The sequence below is a fragment of the Azomonas macrocytogenes genome (assembly GCF_014191985.1).
GTDB classification, from domain to species: domain Bacteria; phylum Pseudomonadota; class Gammaproteobacteria; order Pseudomonadales; family Pseudomonadaceae; genus Azomonas; species Azomonas macrocytogenes.
The window spans coordinates 93,542-112,026 of record NZ_JACHXI010000006.1; the positions used below are offsets into that span (position 1 = coordinate 93,542).

Genomic DNA, 18,485 nt, shown 5'->3' on the forward strand with positions numbered 1-18,485 from the left:
AGCTGCGCCAGCAGTGCGGAATGAGTTCGCTTGCCTTGAGCCGTCTTTTGCGAATGAGAGGTTCACGGAATATTGGACGGTCGTGCACTCCGACTGCTCTGGTTCCGGCACAACCGTGGATGGCGGTAAATCCCTGTCTGTCGCCATCCTATCCGCGCAGATGGTGGCAATCGCCAGCTCCACCGAGCCGTCGCTCAAGGCTTCGACGATGCCGCCTTCGCCGATCACCAGGGACGCATCAGCGAGGGGCCAGATCTGGAATCTGGCGTTCTGGGACGGCAGCACGGAGGCACGGTCTTTCCTGGAACTGCTGCACCGGGCCTACCAGGCCGAACCACCCATTTCACTGGCACCGCCTCCCGGCTTGTGCCCATGACGGCTGATGCGGTAGCGATGCGCTTGTCAGGCCGCATCCCACGGTGCATCCCGCCAGCGTTCCAGCAGGAAATCGCTGAACACCATCAACCGGCGCGGCACGGGTTCCCGCCGTGCCCGCACGAGGCTGATCTTCGAGGGCGTGGCTTCCCATTCCGGCAGCACGCGCACCAGCCGTCCGTCGCGCAGTTCCTCATGGATGTCCCAGGTCTCGCGCAGCGAGATGCCCAGTCCGGCCAGGCACCACGCGTGCAGCACGTCGCCGTTGTCGCTGCATAGCGTGCCACCGACCGCGACGGGCTTTTCCCGGCGGCCCTTGCGCAGCGGCCAGATGTTCTGCAACAGGCCCGGATAGGCGAACACCAGGCAGTTGTGTCGTGCCAGATCTTCCGGCTGCGCGGGGCTGCCCTGTGCTTTCAGGTAAGCGGGGGAGGCCGCCAATATCCGCCGATTGTCGGCCACGCGCCGCGCGACCAACCGTGAGTCGGCCATCTCGCCCATGCGAATCGCTAGATCCAGGTCGCCGCTGTAGAGGTCCTGCACCTGGTCGGACAAGCGCAGGTCGAAGCCAACCCCGGGATGCAGGCGGCAGAAGTCGTGGATCGCCGAGGCCACGTACTTGCGCCCGAAAGGTGTGGGCGCGGTCAGGCGGATGCTGCCGCGCAGATCGCGGCTGCCGCCGGTCGCCAGTTCCTGCACTTCTTCCAGTACGCCCAGCGCGACTCGTGCCCGTTCGGCGATGGCGCGACCCTCGTCGGTGATTCGCAGGTTGCGGGTGTTGCGCTCGAACAGGGTGGTGCCCAGCGCCTGTTCCAGCCGGGCAATCTGCTTGCTCACCGTCTTGGGGGCGAGGTGCAGGTCGCGGGCGGCAGCGGAAAAGCTATGGCGCTCCACCACCTGCACGAACACCGCTAGGTCATCCAGGTTGCGCAAGGCCATTTGGGTCATTCCAGAGAAAGTATTTGTTTATTTTGGTCAGTTCCAAGAGTAACCCCCTCTCTCCAGAATGACGATCCAGGCCCAGCATGCCGTCGCTATTGGCGGCGTGTTCCATTTGATTTTAGGAGTTCGTTATGTCCCTGCACCTTCTTCTTGCGATGGACATTGAGTCATGACCCTGCGCATGCCCTTCGTCATCTACGTCTTCGCGCTTTGCGCGTTCGCCCTGGGCTTCACCGAGTTCGTCACCATTGGGCTGGTTTCGACCATCTCTGCCGACCTGCATGCCAGTGTCAGCCAGGTGGGCACAGCGGTTACGGCCTATGCGCTGGGTGCGGTGATCGGCGCGCCGGGCCTCACGGCGCTCGCCACACACTGGCCGCGCAAGCGCCTGTTGCTGGTGGCGATGGCGCTGTTCACGCTGGGCAATGCGGTGGTCAGCCTGTCCGCTGCGCTGACGCCGATGCTGGTGGCGCGCTTTGCCTCAGGCCTCGGGCATGGCGTGTTCCTGGCCGTGGCCTCCAGCGTCGCCACGCAGTTGGCCGGGCGGCATCGGGCCGGGGCGGCAGTGGCCGTGGTGTTCGGCGGCTTGACGCTGGCCCTGGCGCTGGGGGTGCCGCTCGGCACTTGGCTGGGCAGTGTGCTGAGCTGGCAAGTCATCTTTATGGCCGTGGCCGCGAGTGGCGCCATCGGCTTCCTGGGCCTGTTGGTCCTGATGCCAACGGACCGAAACGCTACCTCAATGCAGGCCAAGGCGCTGGACGGCCTGAAAGCGCTGTTCAACCCGCCCCTGCTGGCCGGGGCGGGTATCACGGTGTTGGCCTATGCCGGCTCGTTCACCCTCTACACTTATATCTCGCCGATCTTGTTGCAGGTGACGAAGATCAGCGAAGGCTCGGCCAGCCTGTTGATGCTGGGCTATGGCGTGATGGCGGCCATCGGCAACGTCTGGGGCGGCCGCCTGACCGATCGCAAGGGGGCGGAGCACGCAGTGATGACGGTGCTGGTCGGCCTGACGGCGGTGTTGCTGGCGATCTGGCTGTCGGCGGCGTCGCTAGTGCTGATGGTGCTGCTGACGGGATTGCTGGGTGCGCTGACCTACGCCGCAGTGCCGGCCTTGCAGGCGCGGGTGATCGGGCTGTCGCATATCCATGCGCCGCAGGCGCCGGCGGTGGCCGCCGGGCTGAACATCGCCGGTTTCAATGGCGGTATCGCGCTGGGTTCGCTGCTGGGCGGGGCCACCCTGGAGGCGCTGGGCCTGACCAGCAACGCCTGGGTCGGCGCGGCAGTCGTGGGTCTGGGCATCGTCTGGATGCGTTGGCAGATGCGGCGGGACGAAGCGCTGAGGGCCCAGGCTAATAGTGAATCCGCTTAATCTCTCGGAAAACTCGCGGTGATGGGCCTGGCGCAGACCAGCCACGTTCAATGCTGGAGTCCGCATGCAATAAAAAACCTCGAACTTCAGTGGGGATAGAAGTTCGAGGTTCAAGTCCGGACCGCTAGGGTTTGGGCCCGGAATCTGCCAGCACTTAACACAATTAAAGAGCATCGAGAGGCTTTTACAAGCCGCTCCCTGTGTTTGACTTGATAGTTCGGGGATTGGTTCAGCCGGGAGCCGCGCGGGTCGTTATCAGTGCGCCTCGTCCCAATTGTTGCCGATGCCTGTCTCGACCAGCAGCGGTACGGCCAGGTCGGCGGCCTGACTCATCAGCGGGGCGAGTTTTTCCCGCACTTCCTCCACATGCTGCTCGTGTACTTCCAGCACCAGCTCATCGTGGACCTGCAGGATGATCCGGGCATCCAGGCCGCTGTCCTGCAGCCAGTGATCCACCGCGACCATGGCGCGCTTGATGATGTCCGCTGCAGTGCCCTGCATGGGTGCGTTGATGGCGGTGCGCTCGGCGGCCTTGCGCAGGTTGCCGTTCTTCGACTGGATTTCCGGCAGGTACAGGCGCCGGCCGAACAGCGTCTCGACGTAACCCTGCTCGGCGGCCTGCGCGCGAGTGCGTTCCATGTAGGCGAGCACGCCGGGGTAGCGGGCGAAGTAGCGGTCGATATAGGCCTGGGCTTCCGGCCGGCCGACGCCGATCTGTTTGGCCAGACCGAAGGCGCTCATGCCGTAGATCAGGCCGAAGTTGATGGCCTTGGCGCGGCGGCGCTGTTCATTGCTGACTTCTTCCAGCGGCACGCCCATGATTTCGGCGGCGGTGGCGCGATGGATGTCCAGGTCGTTCTGGAAGGCATGCAGCAGGCTTTCGTCGCGGGCCAGGTGCGCCATGATGCGTAGTTCGATCTGCGAATAGTCCGCCGCCAGCAACCGGTAGCCTTCGGGGGCAATGAAGGCCTGGCGGATACGCCGGCCTTCGGCGGTACGGATCGGGATGTTCTGCAGGTTCGGGTCGCTCGAGGACAGCCGTCCGGTGGCGGTGACCGCCTGGTGATAGCTGGTGTGGATGCGCCCGGTGCGCGGGTTGATCTGCTGCGGCAGTTTGTCGGTGTAGGTGCCCTTGAGCTTGCTCAGGGTGCGATGCTGCATGATCACCTTGGGGAGCGGGTAATCCTGCTCGGCCAGGTCGGCCAGTACGCTTTCGGCGGTGGAAGGCTGGCCACCGGCGGTCTTGGACAGTACCGGGCAGCCGAGTTTTTCATAGAGGATGGCGCCGAGCTGCTTGGGCGAACCCAGGTTGAATTCCTGCCCGGCGATGGCATGGGCCTCTTTCTCCAGCTCGATCAGCTTCTCGCCCAGCTCGCGGCTTTGCACGCCGAGCAGCTCAGCATCGACCAGCGCGCCGTTGCGCTCGATGCGCGCCAGTACCGGTACCAGCGGCATTTCGATGTCGGTCAGCACCTTGGCCAGCGACGGTATGGCTTCGAGTCTTTCCCACAGCGTCCGGTGCAGGCGCAGGGTGATATCGGCATCCTCGGCGGCGTAGGGCCCCGCCTGCTCGATGGCGATCTGATCGAAAGTCAGCTGCTTGGCACCCTTGCCGGCGATGTCTTCGAAGCGGATGGTACCGCGGCCAAGGTACTTCAGCGCCAGGCTATCCATGTCGTGGCGGGTCGCGGTGGCGTCCAGCACATAGGATTCGAGCATGGTGTCGTAGGCCTGTCCGCGCAGTTCGATGCCGTAACGGATCAGTACGTTCATGTCGTACTTGCCGTGCTGGCAGATTTTCGTTTTTTGCGGGTCTTCCAGCAGCGGCTTGAGCGCGGCGAGCACTGTATCCAGGTCGAGTTGCTCCGGCGCGCCCATATAGCGGTGCGTCAGCGGTACATAGGCCGCTTCGTTCTCAGTGACGGCGAACGACACGCCGACCAGCTCGGCGCGCTGGGCATCGATGCTGGTGGTTTCGGTATCAACCGCAAACAGCGTGGCGGCTTTGAGTTTTTCCAGCCAGGCGGCGAAATCGACCGGTTCGAGGATGGTGGTGTACTGCGCCTGGGCCTGGATCGATTCACCGTCCGAGTCGTCCTGGCTGGCAGCTGCCTCGCGCAGCAGTTCATCCAGCCAGGCCTTGAACTCCAGCTCCCGGTAGAGCGCAATCAGCGCCTCGCGGTGCGGCGCCTCGGGCAGCAGGGCATCGATCTCGATATCCAGTGGTACGTCGAGCTTGATGGTCGCCAGTTCATAAGAGAGAAAGGCGGCGTCGCGGTGTTCTTCCAGCTTGGCGGCCAGCGACTTGGCGCCGCGAATCGACAGGCCGGCTACCTGGTCGAGGTTGGCGTAGATGCCTTGCAAGCCGCCATTGATCCCGGTGAGCAGGCCGCAGGCGGTTTTTTCGCCCACGCCCGGCACGCCGGGAATGTTGTCCACTTTGTCGCCCATCAGCGCGAGAAAATCGATGATCAGCTCCGGGCCGACGCCGAACCTGGTCTTTACGCCCTCGATGTCGTAGACGCTGCCGGTCATGGTGTTGACCAGGGTGACGTGCGGACAGACCAACTGGGCCATGTCCTTGTCGCCGGTGGAGATCACCACGTCGCGCCCGGCGCCGGCGCATTGCCGGGCCAGGGTGCCGATCACGTCATCGGCTTCCACGCCATCGACGCACAACAGCGGCAGGCCCAGGGCGCGGATGCTGGCATGCAGTGGCTCTACCTGAGCGCGCAGATCATCCGGCATCGGCGGACGGTGGGATTTATAGTGGGCGAAGAGTTCATCACGAAAGGTCTTGCCTTTGGCGTCGAAGACCACTGCGAAGGGGCTTTGCGGATACTGGCGGCGCAGGCTGAGCAACATGTTCAGCACACCTTTCACCGCACCGGTCGGCTTGCCGGTGGAGGTGGTCAGCGGGGGTAGGGCATGGAAGGCGCGATACAGGTAGGACGAACCGTCCACCAGAACGAGAGGCGCTTGGTTCATGGGTAGAATCAACCTTTTCGGCGGGTCCGGCGCTAAAATGGAAGGACCACTCAGTAAAGGAGCAAGGTTAGCATGCGCGCTCTCAAACACTTGATGCTGGTTGCTGTGCTGGCAAGCGTGCAACTGCCGGCCATTGCCCAGCAAGAGCAATTACCCTCCATGGCCCCGGACCCGCAGTCACCAGGCGATCCGGACGTGACCATCCGTACGGAAGGCGACCGCACCATCGAGGAATATCGTCTCAATGGCATCCTCTATGCCGTGAAAGTCACACCCACGTATGGCAAGCCCTATTTCCTGGTGCGTGCCGACGGTGACAATAATTTCGTCAATTCCGAAAAGCCGGGCATGTTGATTCCTGCCTGGAAAATCTTCAGTTGGTAAGCAGAAAACCCTTATGTCCGTATTTACGCCGCTGGAACGCCACGAACTCGATGTTTTTCTCGCCCCTTACCGGCTTGGCCGGCTGCGCGATTTCCAGGGGATCGCCGAAGGCAGCGAGAACAGCAATTTCTTCGTCAGCCTGGAGCAGGGCGAATTCGTCCTGACCCTGGTGGAGCGCGGTCCGGTCGACGATCTGCCGTTTTTCATCGAGCTGCTTGAAGTCTTGCACCAGGCCGGGTTGCCGGTGCCCTACGCCTTGCCCGACGAAAACGGCAATACCTTGCGTTCGCTGGCGGAAAAACCGGCGCTGCTGCAACCGCGCCTGCCCGGCAAGCACATTGCCGAGCCGAACGCCCATCACTGTGCCGAAGTCGGCCGGTTGCTGGCGCGGCTGCATCTGGCTACCCGCGACCATATTCTCGAACGGCGCAGCGACCGGGGCCTGGTGTGGATGCTGCGGGAAGGTCCGCTGCTCGCCATGAGCCTGCCGGACACGCAGTTGCCGGCCCTGCGCGAGGCGCTGGTGGAGGCCGAAACCCTGCAGAAACGCGTGCAGGAACTGCCACGTGCCAACCTGCACGCCGACCTATTTCTCGACAATGTGCTGTTCGACGGCCCGCATCTTTCCGGCGTGATCGATTTTTACAACGCCTGCTCGGGGCCGATGCTCTATGACCTGGCGATCACCTTGAACGACTGGTGCTCGAACCCCGACGGCTCGCTCGATCTGCCGCGTGCCCAGGCGTTGCTGGCAGCCTATTCGAGCCTGCGCCGCTTTACGCCGGTCGAGGCCGAGCTATGGCCATCGATGCTGCGCATCGCCTGCCTGCGCTTCTGGCTGTCGCGCCTGATCGCCGTCCAGGAACATGCCGGCCGCGAGGTGCTGATCAAGAATCCGGACGAGTTCTATCATCGTCTGCTGGCGCGGCGGGATGAGGAAGTCAGGCTGCCGTTCGCACTTTGAAAGGCTTCAATTCCAGGTTTTCAGGACCGGGATCGTGCCGCTGGAGCCTCTGGCCAGCGGTACGTAATCAGGCCGCCGTACCCAGGTGCGCCGCCAGGTAGTCGAGGAACGCGCGTACGCGCAGCGTAAGGTGGCGCCTGTGCGGGTAGATGGCATGCAGCGGGGCGGCGGGAATCGGATAGTCGGCCAGAACCTGTACCAGACGACCGACGCGCAGATCCTCGGCCACATCCCAGATGGACTTGCGCGCAATGCCATGCCCGGCCAGCGCCCATTGGTGTACGGCGTCGCCGTCGTTGGCCACCAGCGTGGCCGCGATCTTCACCGTCACGGGTTCGTCGCCCTCGAAACGCCACTCCGTCTGCGTCTGATGTCCGATCTGCAGGCACTGGTGGTGGACCAGTTCCGTTGGATGACGCGGTTCGCCATGGTGCTGTAGATAGTCCGGCGAAGCGCACAGTATCCGGTGGTTGGGCGCCAATGGCTGGGAGATGTAGGACGAATCGTCCAGAGCGCCGTAACGTACGGCTAGATCCACGCCGGACTCGACCAGATCGAGCACCGTGTCGGTGAGTTCGAGCTGCACGTGCAATTGCGGATGCAAGGCGCGGAACTCTGCCAGCAGCGGAGTGATGCGCCGACGTCCCAGGGCTACCGGGGCGGTCACCCGCAAGTGCCCCGATACCGTTGCGCTGTGCCGGGACAACTGCTGCTCGACCTGCTCCAGATCGGCCAGTATCTGCACGGCACGCTGATAGAAAAGCCTGCCCTCGGCGGTAAGCGATTGGCGTCGCGTAGTCCGCTGCAGCAGGCGTGCGCCCAGATTATTTTCCAACAGGCGAAGCCGCCGACTGACCACCGGCAGCGAGATGTTCAATTTGCGCGCCGTCGCCGACAGTGTTCCTGCTTCCACCACCTGCACGAACAGGCGCAACAAGGACAGGTCATTGATGGCCATCGATTGTTTCTTCCTGCGGCAATAGTTCATTAGGTTTCCTGTCAATCATTAGCACAGAAAACCTATCTACACTCGATTTACATACCGTGCGTATTGTTTAAGGAATGCTCCGATGCTATCCCGACGTCGTTTCGTTTCCGGCTGTGCGTTGGCCTCGGCGGGCCTTGCCGTCGCTGGCTCTACGCGTTTCGCCCTTGGCGCTGTGCCCGCTACCCAGGCGTTGCAGATGCGCGCCATTCCTTCTACCGGCGAACGCCTGCCGGTGATTGGCATGGGGAGCTCCGGCAGTTTCGATGTCGGTAACAGTGCCGCCGAGCTCGATCCGCTGCGTGAAGTGCTGCGGCGTTTCTTCGCTGCCGGCGCAACGCTGATCGACACGGCCCCTGGCTACGGCAATGCCGAGGCGGTCCTTGGCCGGCTGCTGGCGGAACTTGAGCTGCGCTCCAGGGCATTTCTGGCCACCAAGATCGGCGCCACCGGCCGCGCAGCCGGACTGGCGCAGTTCCAGCGCTCCTTGCAGTTGCTGCAGACCGATAAGGTCGAACTGCTGCAGGTGCACAGCCTGCAAGACTGGAAGACGCAGATCGAGGTGATCAACGAACTCAAGGCCCAGGGCAAGACCCGCTACACCGGTGTCACCCACTGGCTGGACAGCGGGCACGACGAACTGGCCGAGGTGGTCCGAGCGGTCAAGCCGGACTTTTTGCAAGTCAACTACTCGGTCATTTCGCGCAGTGCCGAAACCAGGATATTCCCGATAGCCAAGGAGCTGGGCGTAGCCGTACTGGTCAATCGTGCCTTCGACGATGGCCGGTTGTTCGCCAGAGTCAAGGGCAAGGCGTTGCCGGCCTGGGCCGCCGAGGCCGGCATCACTTCCTGGGCACAGGCGTTTCTCCAGTTCGCCCTCAGTGATCCGGCGGTCACCGCAGTGATCCCGGCCACCGGCAAGCCGGACCGGCAGACTGACAATCTCAAGGCTGGCAGCGAAGCGGTGCTGACGGCTGCGCAGCGACAGTCACTGATCGATCTGGTCGGTTGAGGGCTACCTGATGAACACACCTTCGGCACCGCTTCGCCGCCTGACCAAACTGCTCAATCTGGAACCCCGCGAAGCGCCTGCCGTGCTGGCGGGACTGTTGATGTTTTTCCTGCTGTTCACCGGCTATTTCATGCTGCGACCGGTTCGCGAGACGATGGGCGTGGCCGGCGGGGTGGAGAATCTGCAATGGCTGTTTACCGGCACCTTCGTCGCCACACTGGTGGCGCTGCCGTTGTTCGGCTGGCTGGCCTCCAAGGTGTCGCGCCGGCGCATCGTGCCTTGGGTGTACGGTTTCTTCGTGCTCAATCTGCTGGGTTTTGCCGTGGCCCTGGCGAGCCGTCCGGATGATCCCTGGATCGCGCGCGCGTTCTATATCTGGTTGTCGGTGTTCAACATGCTGACGATCTCGCTGGCCTGGAGCGTGATGGCCGATATATTCGTCACCGGCGAGGCGAAACGCCTGTTCGCATTGATCGCAGGCGGTGCCAGCCTCGGCGGCCTGACTGGCCCGATCCTGGGGACACTGCTGGTCGCGCCGCTCGGTCATGCCGGCCTGCTCGTGCTATCTGCAGTACTTTTGGCCAGCAGTGCGCTGGCGGCGGTGTGGCTGCATCGCTGGCGCGATCACCATCCGGTCGAGGCAGGCGCGAGTACGGATGAGCCGGTGCGGCGCAAGCCCCTGGGCGGCAATCCGTTTGCCGGTGCCACGGCGGTATTTCACTCACGCTATCTGCTGGGCATCGCGGTCTTCGTGGTGCTGCTGGCCAGTGTCACCACCTTCCTGTACTTCGAGCAGGCGCGGATGGTCGCCGAATACTTTCCCGACCGCGTTCGCCAGACCCAGGTATTCGGGCTGATCGATACCGTGGTGCAAACGCTGGCCATCCTGACTCAGGTGTTTTTGACCGGGCGCATTGCGCAGAAACTGGGTGTGGGGGTATTGCTGGTGGCCGTGCCGCTAGTGATGGCCGCCGGTTTCCTGTGGCTGGCACTGGCCCCCGTGTTCGCCGTATTCGTGGTGGTGATGGTGGTGCGCCGCGCCGGCGAATACGCACTGGTGCGGCCGGGCCGGGAGATGCTTTACACCGTGGTGCCGGCCGAACAGAAGTACAAGGCCAAGAACTTCATCGACACCGTGGTCTACCGCGGCGGCGATGCCGCCAGCGGGTGGGTCAAGCGCGGTCTCGATTTGATCGGCGAGCATCCGGCGCTGGCGATGATCATCGGTGCGGCGCTGGCACTGGTATGGGCGCTGACGGGCGTCGGCCTCGGGCGTGCACAGCAGCGCCGCGAGGCTGGCGAGACGGCCCGGTCTTCTGCATCGCCGCCGGTTGAAGGTTCTGCATGAACCTTGTCGCGGGCCTGACGCGATTGCCTGATTCATTCACCGTGGCTTGCCTTGCAAGCCCATGTGGCGGCGATCCGCCAAGACCAGGAGGTAAATACATGCGCATTCCCGCTCTGCCAACGGCCTTTTTTGTCCTGCTCTGCTATTGGGGGCTGGCCTTTGTCCAGCCTGCAGCCGCGGCCCCGCCGGAAGCACGGACGGTGCTGATCACCGGTGCCACATCCGGCATCGGAGCGACCACGGCGCGCCGTTTCGCGGCCGAAGGCTGGAAGGTGGTCGCTACCGGCCGCCGCGCAGAGCGCCTGCAACCGCTGGTCGAGGAATTCGGGGCTGACCGTGTGTATCCGGCGGTTTTCGATATGCGCGATGCGCCAGCCATGGACAAGGCTCTGGATGCTTTGCCCAAAGACTTCCGCGAGATCGACCTGCTGATCAACAACGCCGGCCTTTCGCTCGGCACCGGGCCGGCACAGCAGGCCAATCTGGAGGATTGGCGCACGATGATCGATACCAATATCACCGCTCTGGTCACGCTGACTCACCACCTGCTGCCAAAACTGATCGAACGCCATGGTCAGATCATCAACATCGGCTCGGTCGCCGGCAACTACCCCTATCCCGGCAGTAACGTCTATGGCGGTACCAAGGCGTTCGTCGATCAGTTCTCGATGGGGCTGCGCAGCGATTTGCGCGGGACTGGCGTGCGTGTGACCGTGGTCCAGCCCGGAATGGTCGAAACGGAATTCACCCAGGTCCGCACCAAGGGCGACGCAGAGGCTTCCAAGCGTACCTATCAGGACGCCAACCCGATGACCCCGCAAGACATCGCCGAAAGCCTGTTCTGGCTGGCCTCACTACCACCGCGTATGAACGTGAACCGACTTGAAGTGGTCGCGACGTCGCAGTCATTTGCGCGTCTGGAGGTGACTCGCGATGCTCCCTGAATCGACAGCGTCGACCCCACGGTTCCGGTGGCAGAAACAGACATCGTGAAGGCTGCGTGATCGACTGTGCGCAACTGTGCGATCGATTCCCGATTGGCGCAGCAAACGGAGACCATGAGCCGGATGAAACGGCGCAAGCTATTGGCCCTGGCTGGTTCGACGTTGGCAATGACGGCCTTCGGTCGGCCCGCATTCGCGGTGCAAGGGGGGGATATCCTGGTCCTCGTCGAAAAGGACATGCCTGCCGTGAGCTTCTATGCACTGCCACAAGGCCGGCGGCTGAGTAGTATCCCGCTGCCGGCGCAACCGCATGAAATTGCCGTCGATGCGCAGGGCCGCTATGCCTACATTGCCCAGTACGGCGTGGCGCGTTGGCGTGGTCCGGGAGTTGGCGGTGATCGCGTGTTCGTGATCGACCTGGTTGGTCGCCGTTTGCACCGTACTATCGACCTGTCGCCATTCCGGCGTTTGCACGGCATCCGTATGGATCAGGCTGGCCGGCTATACGTGCTGGCTGAGCTCGACTCGGTACTGATTCGCTTCGACGACCCAGCAAACAGCGATGTGCCCGATCAGGCGGTGCCGCTGGGTGGACTGCGCAGCCATTACCTGGTGATCAGACGCGACGGTCGGCGCGCCTATGTAGCAGATACGCTCAGCGGCATGGTGATCCTGGCCGATCCCCACGATCCTTCCGTGGCGCCGGTCAAGCGTTTCAGCGGCAAGGGGCCGGAAGGCTGCTGTCTGAGCCCCGATGAAGCCACCTTCTACGTCATCAACCGCTACGGTAGCGACATCGTCGCCTACGACGCGCACGACATGCGCGAGCTGCGCCGGATGCCGACGCGTGGCGAAGCCGTGCGCGTGGTTTCCCTACCCGATGGAAAACTGCTCGTATCCAACGAGGCCGACCGCAGCCTGTCGCTGCTGCGACCGGACACCCTGGCCGAGGAGCGCCGTTTGCCGCTGGGCGTGGCAGCACCAGGTCTGAACCTTGCTGCCGATGGCCGTTGGTTGTATGCCGCACTCGATGACGATCACGTGGCCGTGATCGATCTGCTTGCATGGAAAATCGAAACCCGTTTCGCGACATGGGCCGGCCCGGATGCCGCCATCATGCTGCCGGCTGGCGCGCAAATCCAACGGTAAGCGGCAGACATGAAAAGTCTTTGCTCGCGGTGTGTCTTGAATGGCCATGGACCCGGGGGCTGTTGCAATAATCTGGCAACATGTAGAGATGGCACATTCACCTGTTTACGAACGGGCGTTCACCCTTCCAACAGCACGCACTGGTTGCGACCGTTGCTCTTGGCTTGATAGAGCGCCTGGTCGGCGCGCTGCAGCAGTTGCTGGTAGTCGGGATGGCCGTCGTGGGGAGCGATCCCGACGCTGACGGTGATGTGCAACTCCCGGTCCTGTGGCAGTTTGAAGCGTTCGCTTTCGATCAGCTGGCGCAGCTTTTCGGCGGCCAGCAGGGCTTTTTCCGGAATGATGTCCACTAGGATCACGAGAAACTCCTCGCCACCCATGCGGAAGGCGTAGTCGCCACCACGGGTATTGGACGAGAGGATTCCAGCGACTTGTTGCAGGACCAGATCGCCTGCTTCGTGGCCGTAGGTGTCGTTGATCGACTTGAAATGGTCCACGTCCAGCATCAGTACGGCGAAGCTCTGCCCCGAGGTACGGCTGTAGTGCATTTCCTTGCCCATGACCACCGGCAGGAATTTACGGTTCAGCAGCCGGGTCAGCACATCGCGACCGGCTTCCAGTTCACCGGCCTGTTCGAACAGGCTGTCCAGCAGGTATTTGATCGAGCGGGTTCGTTCCCGGATCTGACGCAGGGTATCGATCCCGCTGTTGGTATCGGCCAGTTTCGGCAGATAGTGGTCGATTTCGTGGATCAGTTGCAGGACGTTGTTGCTCTCGGGTGAACCCTGGAAGGCATGGGAGGCCTTGTGCCGGAACCACAGACCGAATTCGGCTCCGGTGAGCGTTGACAGGGTTTCGGGTGTGTTGCCGGTAGCCAGGTCGAACATCAGCTGGTTTTCCCAGTCCAGCAGAGCGGCGCGCTGGCGTTCTTTCTCGACGCGGATGTTGTGCGAGATGGAAAACAGGCGGTAGGCCTCCTCGGCTCGAGAGCTGCGATCGTGGGACTGGGAGAAGGCCAGGCACATGATTTCCAGCGCCAGATCGATGAGGCCATAGCACAGGCTGCTCGCCTCGCGGCGCCGGGTATCGTCCAGATTGCGTTCTTCGAGCAGTTCGACCAGGTGGTTCTTCAGCAGGCGACCGCCGCGCAGGACCAGGCTGACGGGGATTTCCACGCGTGCATGCACCTGACCAATGCTCTTTTGCTGTTCGATGTTGTGTTTCAGCTCCTCGGGCGTCGTGACCGAGAACAGCGCGATGATCCATTGCTGCAGCGAGTGACTCAGGTGGTTCTTGACTTGTTCGTGGCTGAGAAAGCTGGCCGAGGCAGGGTCTTTGAGCATTTCCCGGTAGAACAACGCTGTCAGCTCGGCGGCATGCTGCCTGGCCAGCACCCGTACCTCGTCGCGGGCTTCGGCCGAAGTGCGGGCGATCAGGTTTCGCCATTCGGTGGTCAGCTGTTCGGTCTGGGGCTGCTGCATGAGTACGCCTTCCTTAAAAGCGCAGGTCGAGGTTGCGCTTGTCGATATTGAGGGTACGGGCACCGGTCACGCCTGGTTGATCGATCACACCTGGCTTTCCAGCTCCTTGACGGTTGCGTGAATCCATTGTTCTGCGCGCTGATTGAGTTCCGCGATGGCACGTGGGCCTTCACCTTCGGCCAGCAGCGGTGGGCCGATGACTACCTGGATGGTGCCCGGGCGCTTGCTCCAGCCGGTGCGCGGCCAGAAACTGCCGGCGTTGTGTGCTATCGGCAGGATCGGCAGTCCGGCATTCGCGGCAAGCGCTGCGCCACTACGGGAAAACTTGCCCGGTTCGCCGACCGGTACGCGCGTGCCTTCGGGAAAGATCAGCACCCAGATGCCTTGTTGTAGGCGCTCATGGCCTTGGATTGCAACCTGCTTGAGCGCCATCTTGGGGTTGTCGCGGTCGATGGCGATGGGCTTGATCAAGCGTATCGCCCAGCCGAAAAATGGAATGTCGAGCAGTTCGCGTTTGAGTACCTGGGTCAGCGGCGAGAAGAAGCTGCCGGTGAGAAAGAAGGTCTCCCAGGCGCTCTGGTGATTGGCGAGAATCACGCAAGGTCGCTCGGGAATGTTCTCCTGACCAATGACCCGGTAGTCGATATCGACCAACACCTGTGTGGCACGGATCGCGTTGTGGCACCAACTATGGGCGACCAGGCGGTAGCGGCGATAGGTCGAGAGGAAGGGCGCGCAGGTCACGCCGACCAGGCACCAGAGGCCGGCGGTCAGGCCAAAATAGGCATAGAGCAGGACGATGCGCAGCTTGTACGTGAGGGTCATCGGGAGGTTCCGAGTAGATGGTCGACGACTGCTGCGAGGTCCGCGAAGACCTGAGTACCGACCGGCAATTGCTGTTGCCGGGTGTGCTGGCCCTTGCCGGTTTCGACCAGGTAGGGCGTTCCCTGCAGCGCCAGTCCGGCCTGCAGATCACGCAGGCTATCGCCTATCACCGGTACGCCGGCCAGATCCTCTCGTTCGAAGTGTTCGGCAATCTGGCGATAGAGGCCGGGAAGCGGCTTGCGGCAGTCGCATCCCTCGTCCGGGCCGTGCGGGCAGTGCACGATCAGGTTGATGCAACCACCTGCTTCCATGGCCAGTTGCTGCATCTTGAAATGCATGCGCTCCAGTTCCGCGCGGGTGAACAGGCCACGGGCGACCCCTGACTGGTTGGTCGCGACGGCCACGGTCCAGCCGGCCTGGCACAGGCGGGCGATGGCTTCCAGCGAGCCGGGAATGGGTATCCAGGCTTCCGGTGACTTGATGTAGTCGTCGGAGTCTTCATTGATGACCCCGTCGCGATCGAGCACGATCAGTTTCGAGGCGTTCTGGTGTCTCATCGGTCGTTCCTGGCAAAGATGATGCGTTCGGTCGGCTGGCTCCACGCCCGGGCAGCGTGGAGTCTTGGGCGAAAGCCCGTCAGCCGAGCGCAGAAATGTCGGCGACACCCAGGAACAGGCCGCGCAGCCTGGCCAGCAGGGCGTAGCGGTTGGCCCGCACGGCTTGGTCCTCGGCATTGACCAGCACCGCCTCGAAGAAGGCATCCACCGGCCCGCGCAGGCTGGCCAGGCGCTCCAGCGCTTCGCGGTAACGGCGCTCGGCAGCCAGCGGTGCCACGGTGTGGTCGGCCTGCTGGATCGCCGAGTACAGCGAGAACTCGGTGGCATTGTCGAAGAAGCGCGGATCGATACTGGTCGGCAGTTTGCCTTCGTATTTGTCCAGCAGGTTGGACACGCGCTTGTTGGCCGCCGCCAGGGCTTCGGCGCCCGGCAGCTTGCGGAAGGCCCGCACGGCCTGCACGCGCTGGTCGAAATCCAGTGCCGAGACCGGTTGCACGGCGCGTACCGCGAGATACACGGGCACTTGTACGCCTTCATCTTCATAACGGGCCCGCAGGCGGTCGAAGATGAATTCCACCACCTGCTCGCTCAGGCCCTGTGCCTTGATCCGGTCGCCGTACTGGGCGACCGCGACGTCTACGGCCTTGCTCAGGTTCAGTTCCAGTTCTTTCTCGATCAGGATGCGCAGTACGCCCAGCGCGGCACGGCGCAGGGCGTAAGGGTCCTTGCTGCCGGTCGGCGGCATGCCGATACCGAAGATGCCAGCCAGCGTATCCAGTTTATCGGCCACCGCCACGGCGGCACCGGTCAGGGTCGTCGGCAGTTCGGCCCCGGCGCCGCGTGGCATGTACTGCTCGTTCAGGGCCAGGGCGATATCTTCCGCTTCGCCATCGTTGCGAGCATAGTAATAACCGGCAACGCCCTGCATTTCCGGGAACTCGCCGACCATCTCGCTGGCCAGATCGCACTTGGAGAGAAGGCCCGCCCGGGCGGCGTGCGTGGCGTCGCCGCCGATGCGCTCAGCGATCCAGGCGGCAAGTCTGGAGACTCGTTCGGCCTTCTCGTAAACTGTGCCCAACTGTGCCTGGAACACCACTTTCGACAGGCGCTGGTTGAAGCTTTCCAGCGACTGCTTCTGGTCCTGGTTGAAAAAGAATTCGGCGTCGGTCAGGCGCGGGCGCACGACCTTTTCGTTACCGGAAACGATCTGGCCTGGGTCGCGGCTTTCCAGGTTGGCAACGGTGATGAAGCGCGGCAACAGCTTGCCGGATTCGTCCAGCAGGCAGAAGTATTTCTGGTTGTCCTGCATGGTGGAGATCAACGCTTCCTGCGGTACGGCGAGGAAGCGTTCCTCGAAAGAGCAGGCCAGCGGCACTGGCCACTCGACCAGCGCGGTAACTTCATCGAGCAGCGCTGGCGGCACGATGGCCTTGCCCTTCTGTTCGCTGGCCAGTTGCTCGACGCCCTTGGCGATACGGTCGCGGCGCTCCTTGAAGTCGGCGATCACGTAGGCGGAGCGCAGGTCTTCGGCATAGGTGGCTGGCGAGCTGATCCGCACTTCGCCCGGATGGTGGAAACGGTGTCCACGCGAGGTGCGGCCGGCGGTCTGGGCGAGGATTTCGCACTCGATCACGTTATCGCCGAACAGCATCACCAGCCACTGGGTCGGCCGGACAAACTCATCCTTGCGCGCGGCCCAGCGCATGCGCTTGGGAATCGGCAGGGCAGCCAGGGCGGCCTCGACGATACCGGGCAGCAGGCTGCTGGCAGGCTGGCCGGGAATCTGGCGGTTGAATTTCAGTTTGGCGCCGCTGCGGTCGATTTCGGCCAGATCGACGCCGCACTTGCGGGCAAAGCCGAGCGCGGCCTGGGTCGGCTGGCCTTCTTCGTCGAACGCGGCCTGGGTCGGTGGGCCGTCCAGGTTCACCGAGCGATCCGGTTGCTGGATCGCCAGGCGCTTGACCAGCACAGCCAGGCGCCGGGGTGCGGCGTAGACCAGCGCGCCATGGTAGCTCAGCCCGGCGTCCTTGATGCCTTTTTCGACCCCGGCAAGGAAGGCGTCGCCCAGGTTTTTTAGGGCCTTGGGTGGCAGTTCCTCGGTACCCAGTTCGACCAGAAAGTCTTGCGTGTTCATTCGGCTGCCTCCAGCTTGGCCAGGACTTCGTCGCGTAGTTCCGGCGTGGCCATCGGAAAGCCGAGACGCGCCCGCGCCTGCAGGTAGCTCTGCGCCACGGCGCGGGCCAGGGTGCGCACGCGCAGGATGTAGCGCTGGCGCTCGGTGACCGAGATGGCGCGGCGCGCATCCAGCAGGTTGAAGGTGTGCGAAGCCTTGACCACCATTTCGTAGGTTGGCAGCGACAGTTCGAGGTCGATCAGGCGATTGGCCTCGCTTTCATAGAAGTCGAATAGTTCGAACAGCTTCGCCACGTTGGCGTGCTCGAAGTTATAGGTGGACTGCTCGACTTCGTTCTGATGGAACACGTCGCCATAGGTCACCTTGCCGAACGGGCCGTCCGAATAAATCAGGTCATACACCGAATCGACACCCTGCAGGTACATGGCCAGGCGTTCGAGACCGTAGGTGATCTCGCCGGTGACCGGATAGCATTCGATGCCGCCGACCTGCTGGAAGTAGGTGAACTGGGTGACTTCCATGCCGTTCAGCCAGACCTCCCAGCCCAGGCCCCAGGCGCCGAGCGTGGGCGATTCCCAGTTGTCCTCGACGAAACGGATGTCGTGCACCAGCGGATCGACACCGATGGCTTGCAGCGAGCCGAGGTACAGCTCCTGGATATTCTCGGGGTTGGGTTTGAGTACCACCTGGAACTGATAGTAGTGCTGCAGGCGGTTGGGGTTCTCGCCATAGCGGCCATCGGCCGGGCGGCGCGATGGTTGGACATAGGCGGCGTTCCAGGCCTCGGGACCGATGGCGCGCAGGAAAGTAGCGGTATGAAAGGTACCTGCGCCCATTTCCATGTCGTAGGGCTGCAGCACCACGCAGCCCTGCTCGGCCCAGTAATGCTGCAGGGCGAGAATGAGGTCTTGGAAGGTGCGCACGGCGGGCGTAGTCTGACTCAAGAGTTCACCTGTGCAGGGCTTCGACAGAAAGCCGGTAAGTATACGCGATTGCACCGTTTCGGGTGCTTCCCCATCTGTTGA

At 63.0% G+C, this 18,485-nt stretch carries 16 protein-coding genes; 8 read left to right on the plus strand and 8 right to left on the minus strand.

The window, feature by feature from the left end; all coding sequences use genetic code 11:
* Nucleotides 1–82 precede the first annotated feature (82 nt).
* Nucleotides 83–376: a hypothetical protein gene (locus tag FHR87_RS08060; RefSeq protein WP_183166323.1), complete on the plus strand. Its 294-nt coding sequence runs from the start codon at nucleotides 83–85 to the stop codon at nucleotides 374–376.
* A 26-nt stretch (nucleotides 377–402) separates the two neighbouring features.
* On the opposite strand, the gene FHR87_RS08065 is transcribed toward FHR87_RS08060, so the two are convergent.
* Complete coding sequence (locus tag FHR87_RS08065; protein ID WP_183166200.1) at nucleotides 403–1,314, minus strand: LysR family transcriptional regulator; 912 nt, start codon at nucleotides 1,312–1,314, stop codon at nucleotides 403–405.
* Nucleotides 1,315–1,486: 172 nt separating this feature from the next.
* On the opposite strand from FHR87_RS08065, the gene FHR87_RS08070 reads away from it, so the two are divergent.
* Nucleotides 1,487–2,689, plus strand: coding sequence for an MFS transporter (locus FHR87_RS08070; RefSeq protein WP_183166201.1), 1,203 nt, complete (start codon nucleotides 1,487–1,489; stop codon nucleotides 2,687–2,689).
* Between the two features lie 255 nt (nucleotides 2,690–2,944).
* On the opposite strand, the gene polA is transcribed toward FHR87_RS08070, so the two are convergent.
* Complete coding sequence (gene polA, locus FHR87_RS08075; protein WP_183166202.1) at nucleotides 2,945–5,677, minus strand: DNA polymerase I; 2,733 nt, start codon at nucleotides 5,675–5,677, stop codon at nucleotides 2,945–2,947.
* Between the two features lie 72 nt (nucleotides 5,678–5,749).
* Between polA and FHR87_RS08080 the strand changes: the two genes are divergently transcribed.
* Nucleotides 5,750–6,061, plus strand: a complete 312-nt coding sequence (locus FHR87_RS08080; protein ID WP_183166203.1) for a DUF2782 domain-containing protein — start codon at nucleotides 5,750–5,752, stop codon at nucleotides 6,059–6,061.
* Between the two features lie 13 nt (nucleotides 6,062–6,074).
* On the plus strand, nucleotides 6,075–7,025 hold the full coding sequence (locus tag FHR87_RS08085; RefSeq protein WP_183166204.1) for a homoserine kinase: 951 nt from the start codon (nucleotides 6,075–6,077) through the stop codon (nucleotides 7,023–7,025).
* 67 nt (nucleotides 7,026–7,092) lie between these two features.
* Here FHR87_RS08085 and FHR87_RS08090 read toward each other — a convergent pair whose 3' ends face one another.
* A complete protein-coding gene (locus FHR87_RS08090) occupies nucleotides 7,093–7,983 on the minus strand; it encodes a LysR family transcriptional regulator (RefSeq protein ID WP_183166205.1) in 891 nt (296 codons plus the stop codon).
* A 112-nt stretch (nucleotides 7,984–8,095) separates the two neighbouring features.
* On the opposite strand from FHR87_RS08090, the gene FHR87_RS08095 reads away from it, so the two are divergent.
* From FHR87_RS08095 to FHR87_RS08110, 4 genes are all read left to right on the plus strand, one after another.
* Nucleotides 8,096–9,022 carry an aldo/keto reductase gene (locus FHR87_RS08095; RefSeq protein WP_183166206.1) on the plus strand — a complete coding sequence of 309 codons (927 nt, stop codon included), beginning with the start codon at nucleotides 8,096–8,098 and terminating at the stop codon, nucleotides 9,020–9,022.
* Between the two features lie 10 nt (nucleotides 9,023–9,032).
* Nucleotides 9,033–10,370, plus strand: coding sequence for an NTP/NDP exchange transporter (locus FHR87_RS08100; protein WP_183166207.1), 1,338 nt, complete (start codon nucleotides 9,033–9,035; stop codon nucleotides 10,368–10,370).
* 98 nt (nucleotides 10,371–10,468) lie between these two features.
* Nucleotides 10,469–11,314, plus strand: a complete 846-nt coding sequence (locus FHR87_RS08105; RefSeq protein ID WP_183166208.1) for an SDR family NAD(P)-dependent oxidoreductase — start codon at nucleotides 10,469–10,471, stop codon at nucleotides 11,312–11,314.
* A gap of 114 nt (nucleotides 11,315–11,428) precedes the next feature.
* Entirely contained in the window at nucleotides 11,429–12,463 is a 1,035-nt protein-coding gene (locus FHR87_RS08110) for a YncE family protein (protein ID WP_183166209.1), read from the plus strand.
* Between the two features lie 119 nt (nucleotides 12,464–12,582).
* Here the strand turns inward: FHR87_RS08110 and FHR87_RS08115 are convergent, their stop codons facing one another.
* The 5 genes from FHR87_RS08115 to glyQ all read right to left on the minus strand — a co-directional run bounded on the left by FHR87_RS08115 (nucleotide 12,583) and on the right by glyQ (nucleotide 18,404).
* A complete protein-coding gene (locus FHR87_RS08115; protein ID WP_183166210.1) occupies nucleotides 12,583–13,944 on the minus strand; it encodes a GGDEF domain-containing protein in 1,362 nt (453 codons plus the stop codon).
* 84 nt (nucleotides 13,945–14,028) lie between these two features.
* Nucleotides 14,029–14,769, minus strand: a complete 741-nt coding sequence (locus tag FHR87_RS08120; RefSeq protein WP_183166211.1) for a lysophospholipid acyltransferase family protein — start codon at nucleotides 14,767–14,769, stop codon at nucleotides 14,029–14,031.
* On the minus strand, nucleotides 14,766–15,326 hold the full coding sequence (gene gmhB / locus FHR87_RS08125; RefSeq protein ID WP_183166212.1) for a D-glycero-beta-D-manno-heptose 1,7-bisphosphate 7-phosphatase: 561 nt from the start codon (nucleotides 15,324–15,326) through the stop codon (nucleotides 14,766–14,768). The genes FHR87_RS08120 and gmhB overlap by 4 nt, the downstream gene beginning before the upstream one ends.
* 79 nt (nucleotides 15,327–15,405) lie before the next feature.
* Nucleotides 15,406–17,460, minus strand: coding sequence for a glycine--tRNA ligase subunit beta (gene glyS, locus FHR87_RS08130; protein WP_183166213.1), 2,055 nt, complete (start codon nucleotides 17,458–17,460; stop codon nucleotides 15,406–15,408).
* Nucleotides 17,457–18,404, minus strand: coding sequence for a glycine--tRNA ligase subunit alpha (gene glyQ / locus FHR87_RS08135; protein ID WP_183166214.1), 948 nt, complete (start codon nucleotides 18,402–18,404; stop codon nucleotides 17,457–17,459). The genes glyS and glyQ overlap by 4 nt, the downstream gene beginning before the upstream one ends.
* Nucleotides 18,405–18,485: the final 81 nt, after the last annotated feature.

Bases quoted from the DNA above. Each gene is read 5' to 3' on its own strand.
- FHR87_RS08105 (WP_183166208.1), top strand. From the start codon at position 10,469: ATGCGCATTCCCGCTCTGCCAACGGCCTTTTTTGTCCTGCTCTGCTAT.
- FHR87_RS08080 (WP_183166203.1), top strand. From the start codon at position 5,750: ATGCGCGCTCTCAAACACTTGATGCTGGTTGCTGTGCTGGCAAGCGTG.
- glyS (WP_183166213.1), bottom strand. From the start codon at position 17,460: ATGAACACGCAAGACTTTCTGGTCGAACTGGGTACCGAGGAACTGCCA.
- gmhB (WP_183166212.1), bottom strand. From the start codon at position 15,326: ATGAGACACCAGAACGCCTCGAAACTGATCGTGCTCGATCGCGACGGG.
- FHR87_RS08095 (WP_183166206.1), top strand. From the start codon at position 8,096: ATGCTATCCCGACGTCGTTTCGTTTCCGGCTGTGCGTTGGCCTCGGCG.
- FHR87_RS08090 (WP_183166205.1), bottom strand. From the start codon at position 7,983: ATGGCCATCAATGACCTGTCCTTGTTGCGCCTGTTCGTGCAGGTGGTG.
- FHR87_RS08110 (WP_183166209.1), top strand. From the start codon at position 11,429: ATGAGCCGGATGAAACGGCGCAAGCTATTGGCCCTGGCTGGTTCGACG.
- FHR87_RS08100 (WP_183166207.1), top strand. From the start codon at position 9,033: ATGAACACACCTTCGGCACCGCTTCGCCGCCTGACCAAACTGCTCAAT.
- FHR87_RS08085 (WP_183166204.1), top strand. From the start codon at position 6,075: ATGTCCGTATTTACGCCGCTGGAACGCCACGAACTCGATGTTTTTCTC.
- FHR87_RS08120 (WP_183166211.1), bottom strand. From the start codon at position 14,769: ATGACCCTCACGTACAAGCTGCGCATCGTCCTGCTCTATGCCTATTTT.
- FHR87_RS08070 (WP_183166201.1), top strand. From the start codon at position 1,487: ATGACCCTGCGCATGCCCTTCGTCATCTACGTCTTCGCGCTTTGCGCG.
- polA (WP_183166202.1), bottom strand. From the start codon at position 5,677: ATGAACCAAGCGCCTCTCGTTCTGGTGGACGGTTCGTCCTACCTGTAT.
- FHR87_RS08065 (WP_183166200.1), bottom strand. From the start codon at position 1,314: ATGGCCTTGCGCAACCTGGATGACCTAGCGGTGTTCGTGCAGGTGGTG.
- FHR87_RS08115 (WP_183166210.1), bottom strand. From the start codon at position 13,944: ATGCAGCAGCCCCAGACCGAACAGCTGACCACCGAATGGCGAAACCTG.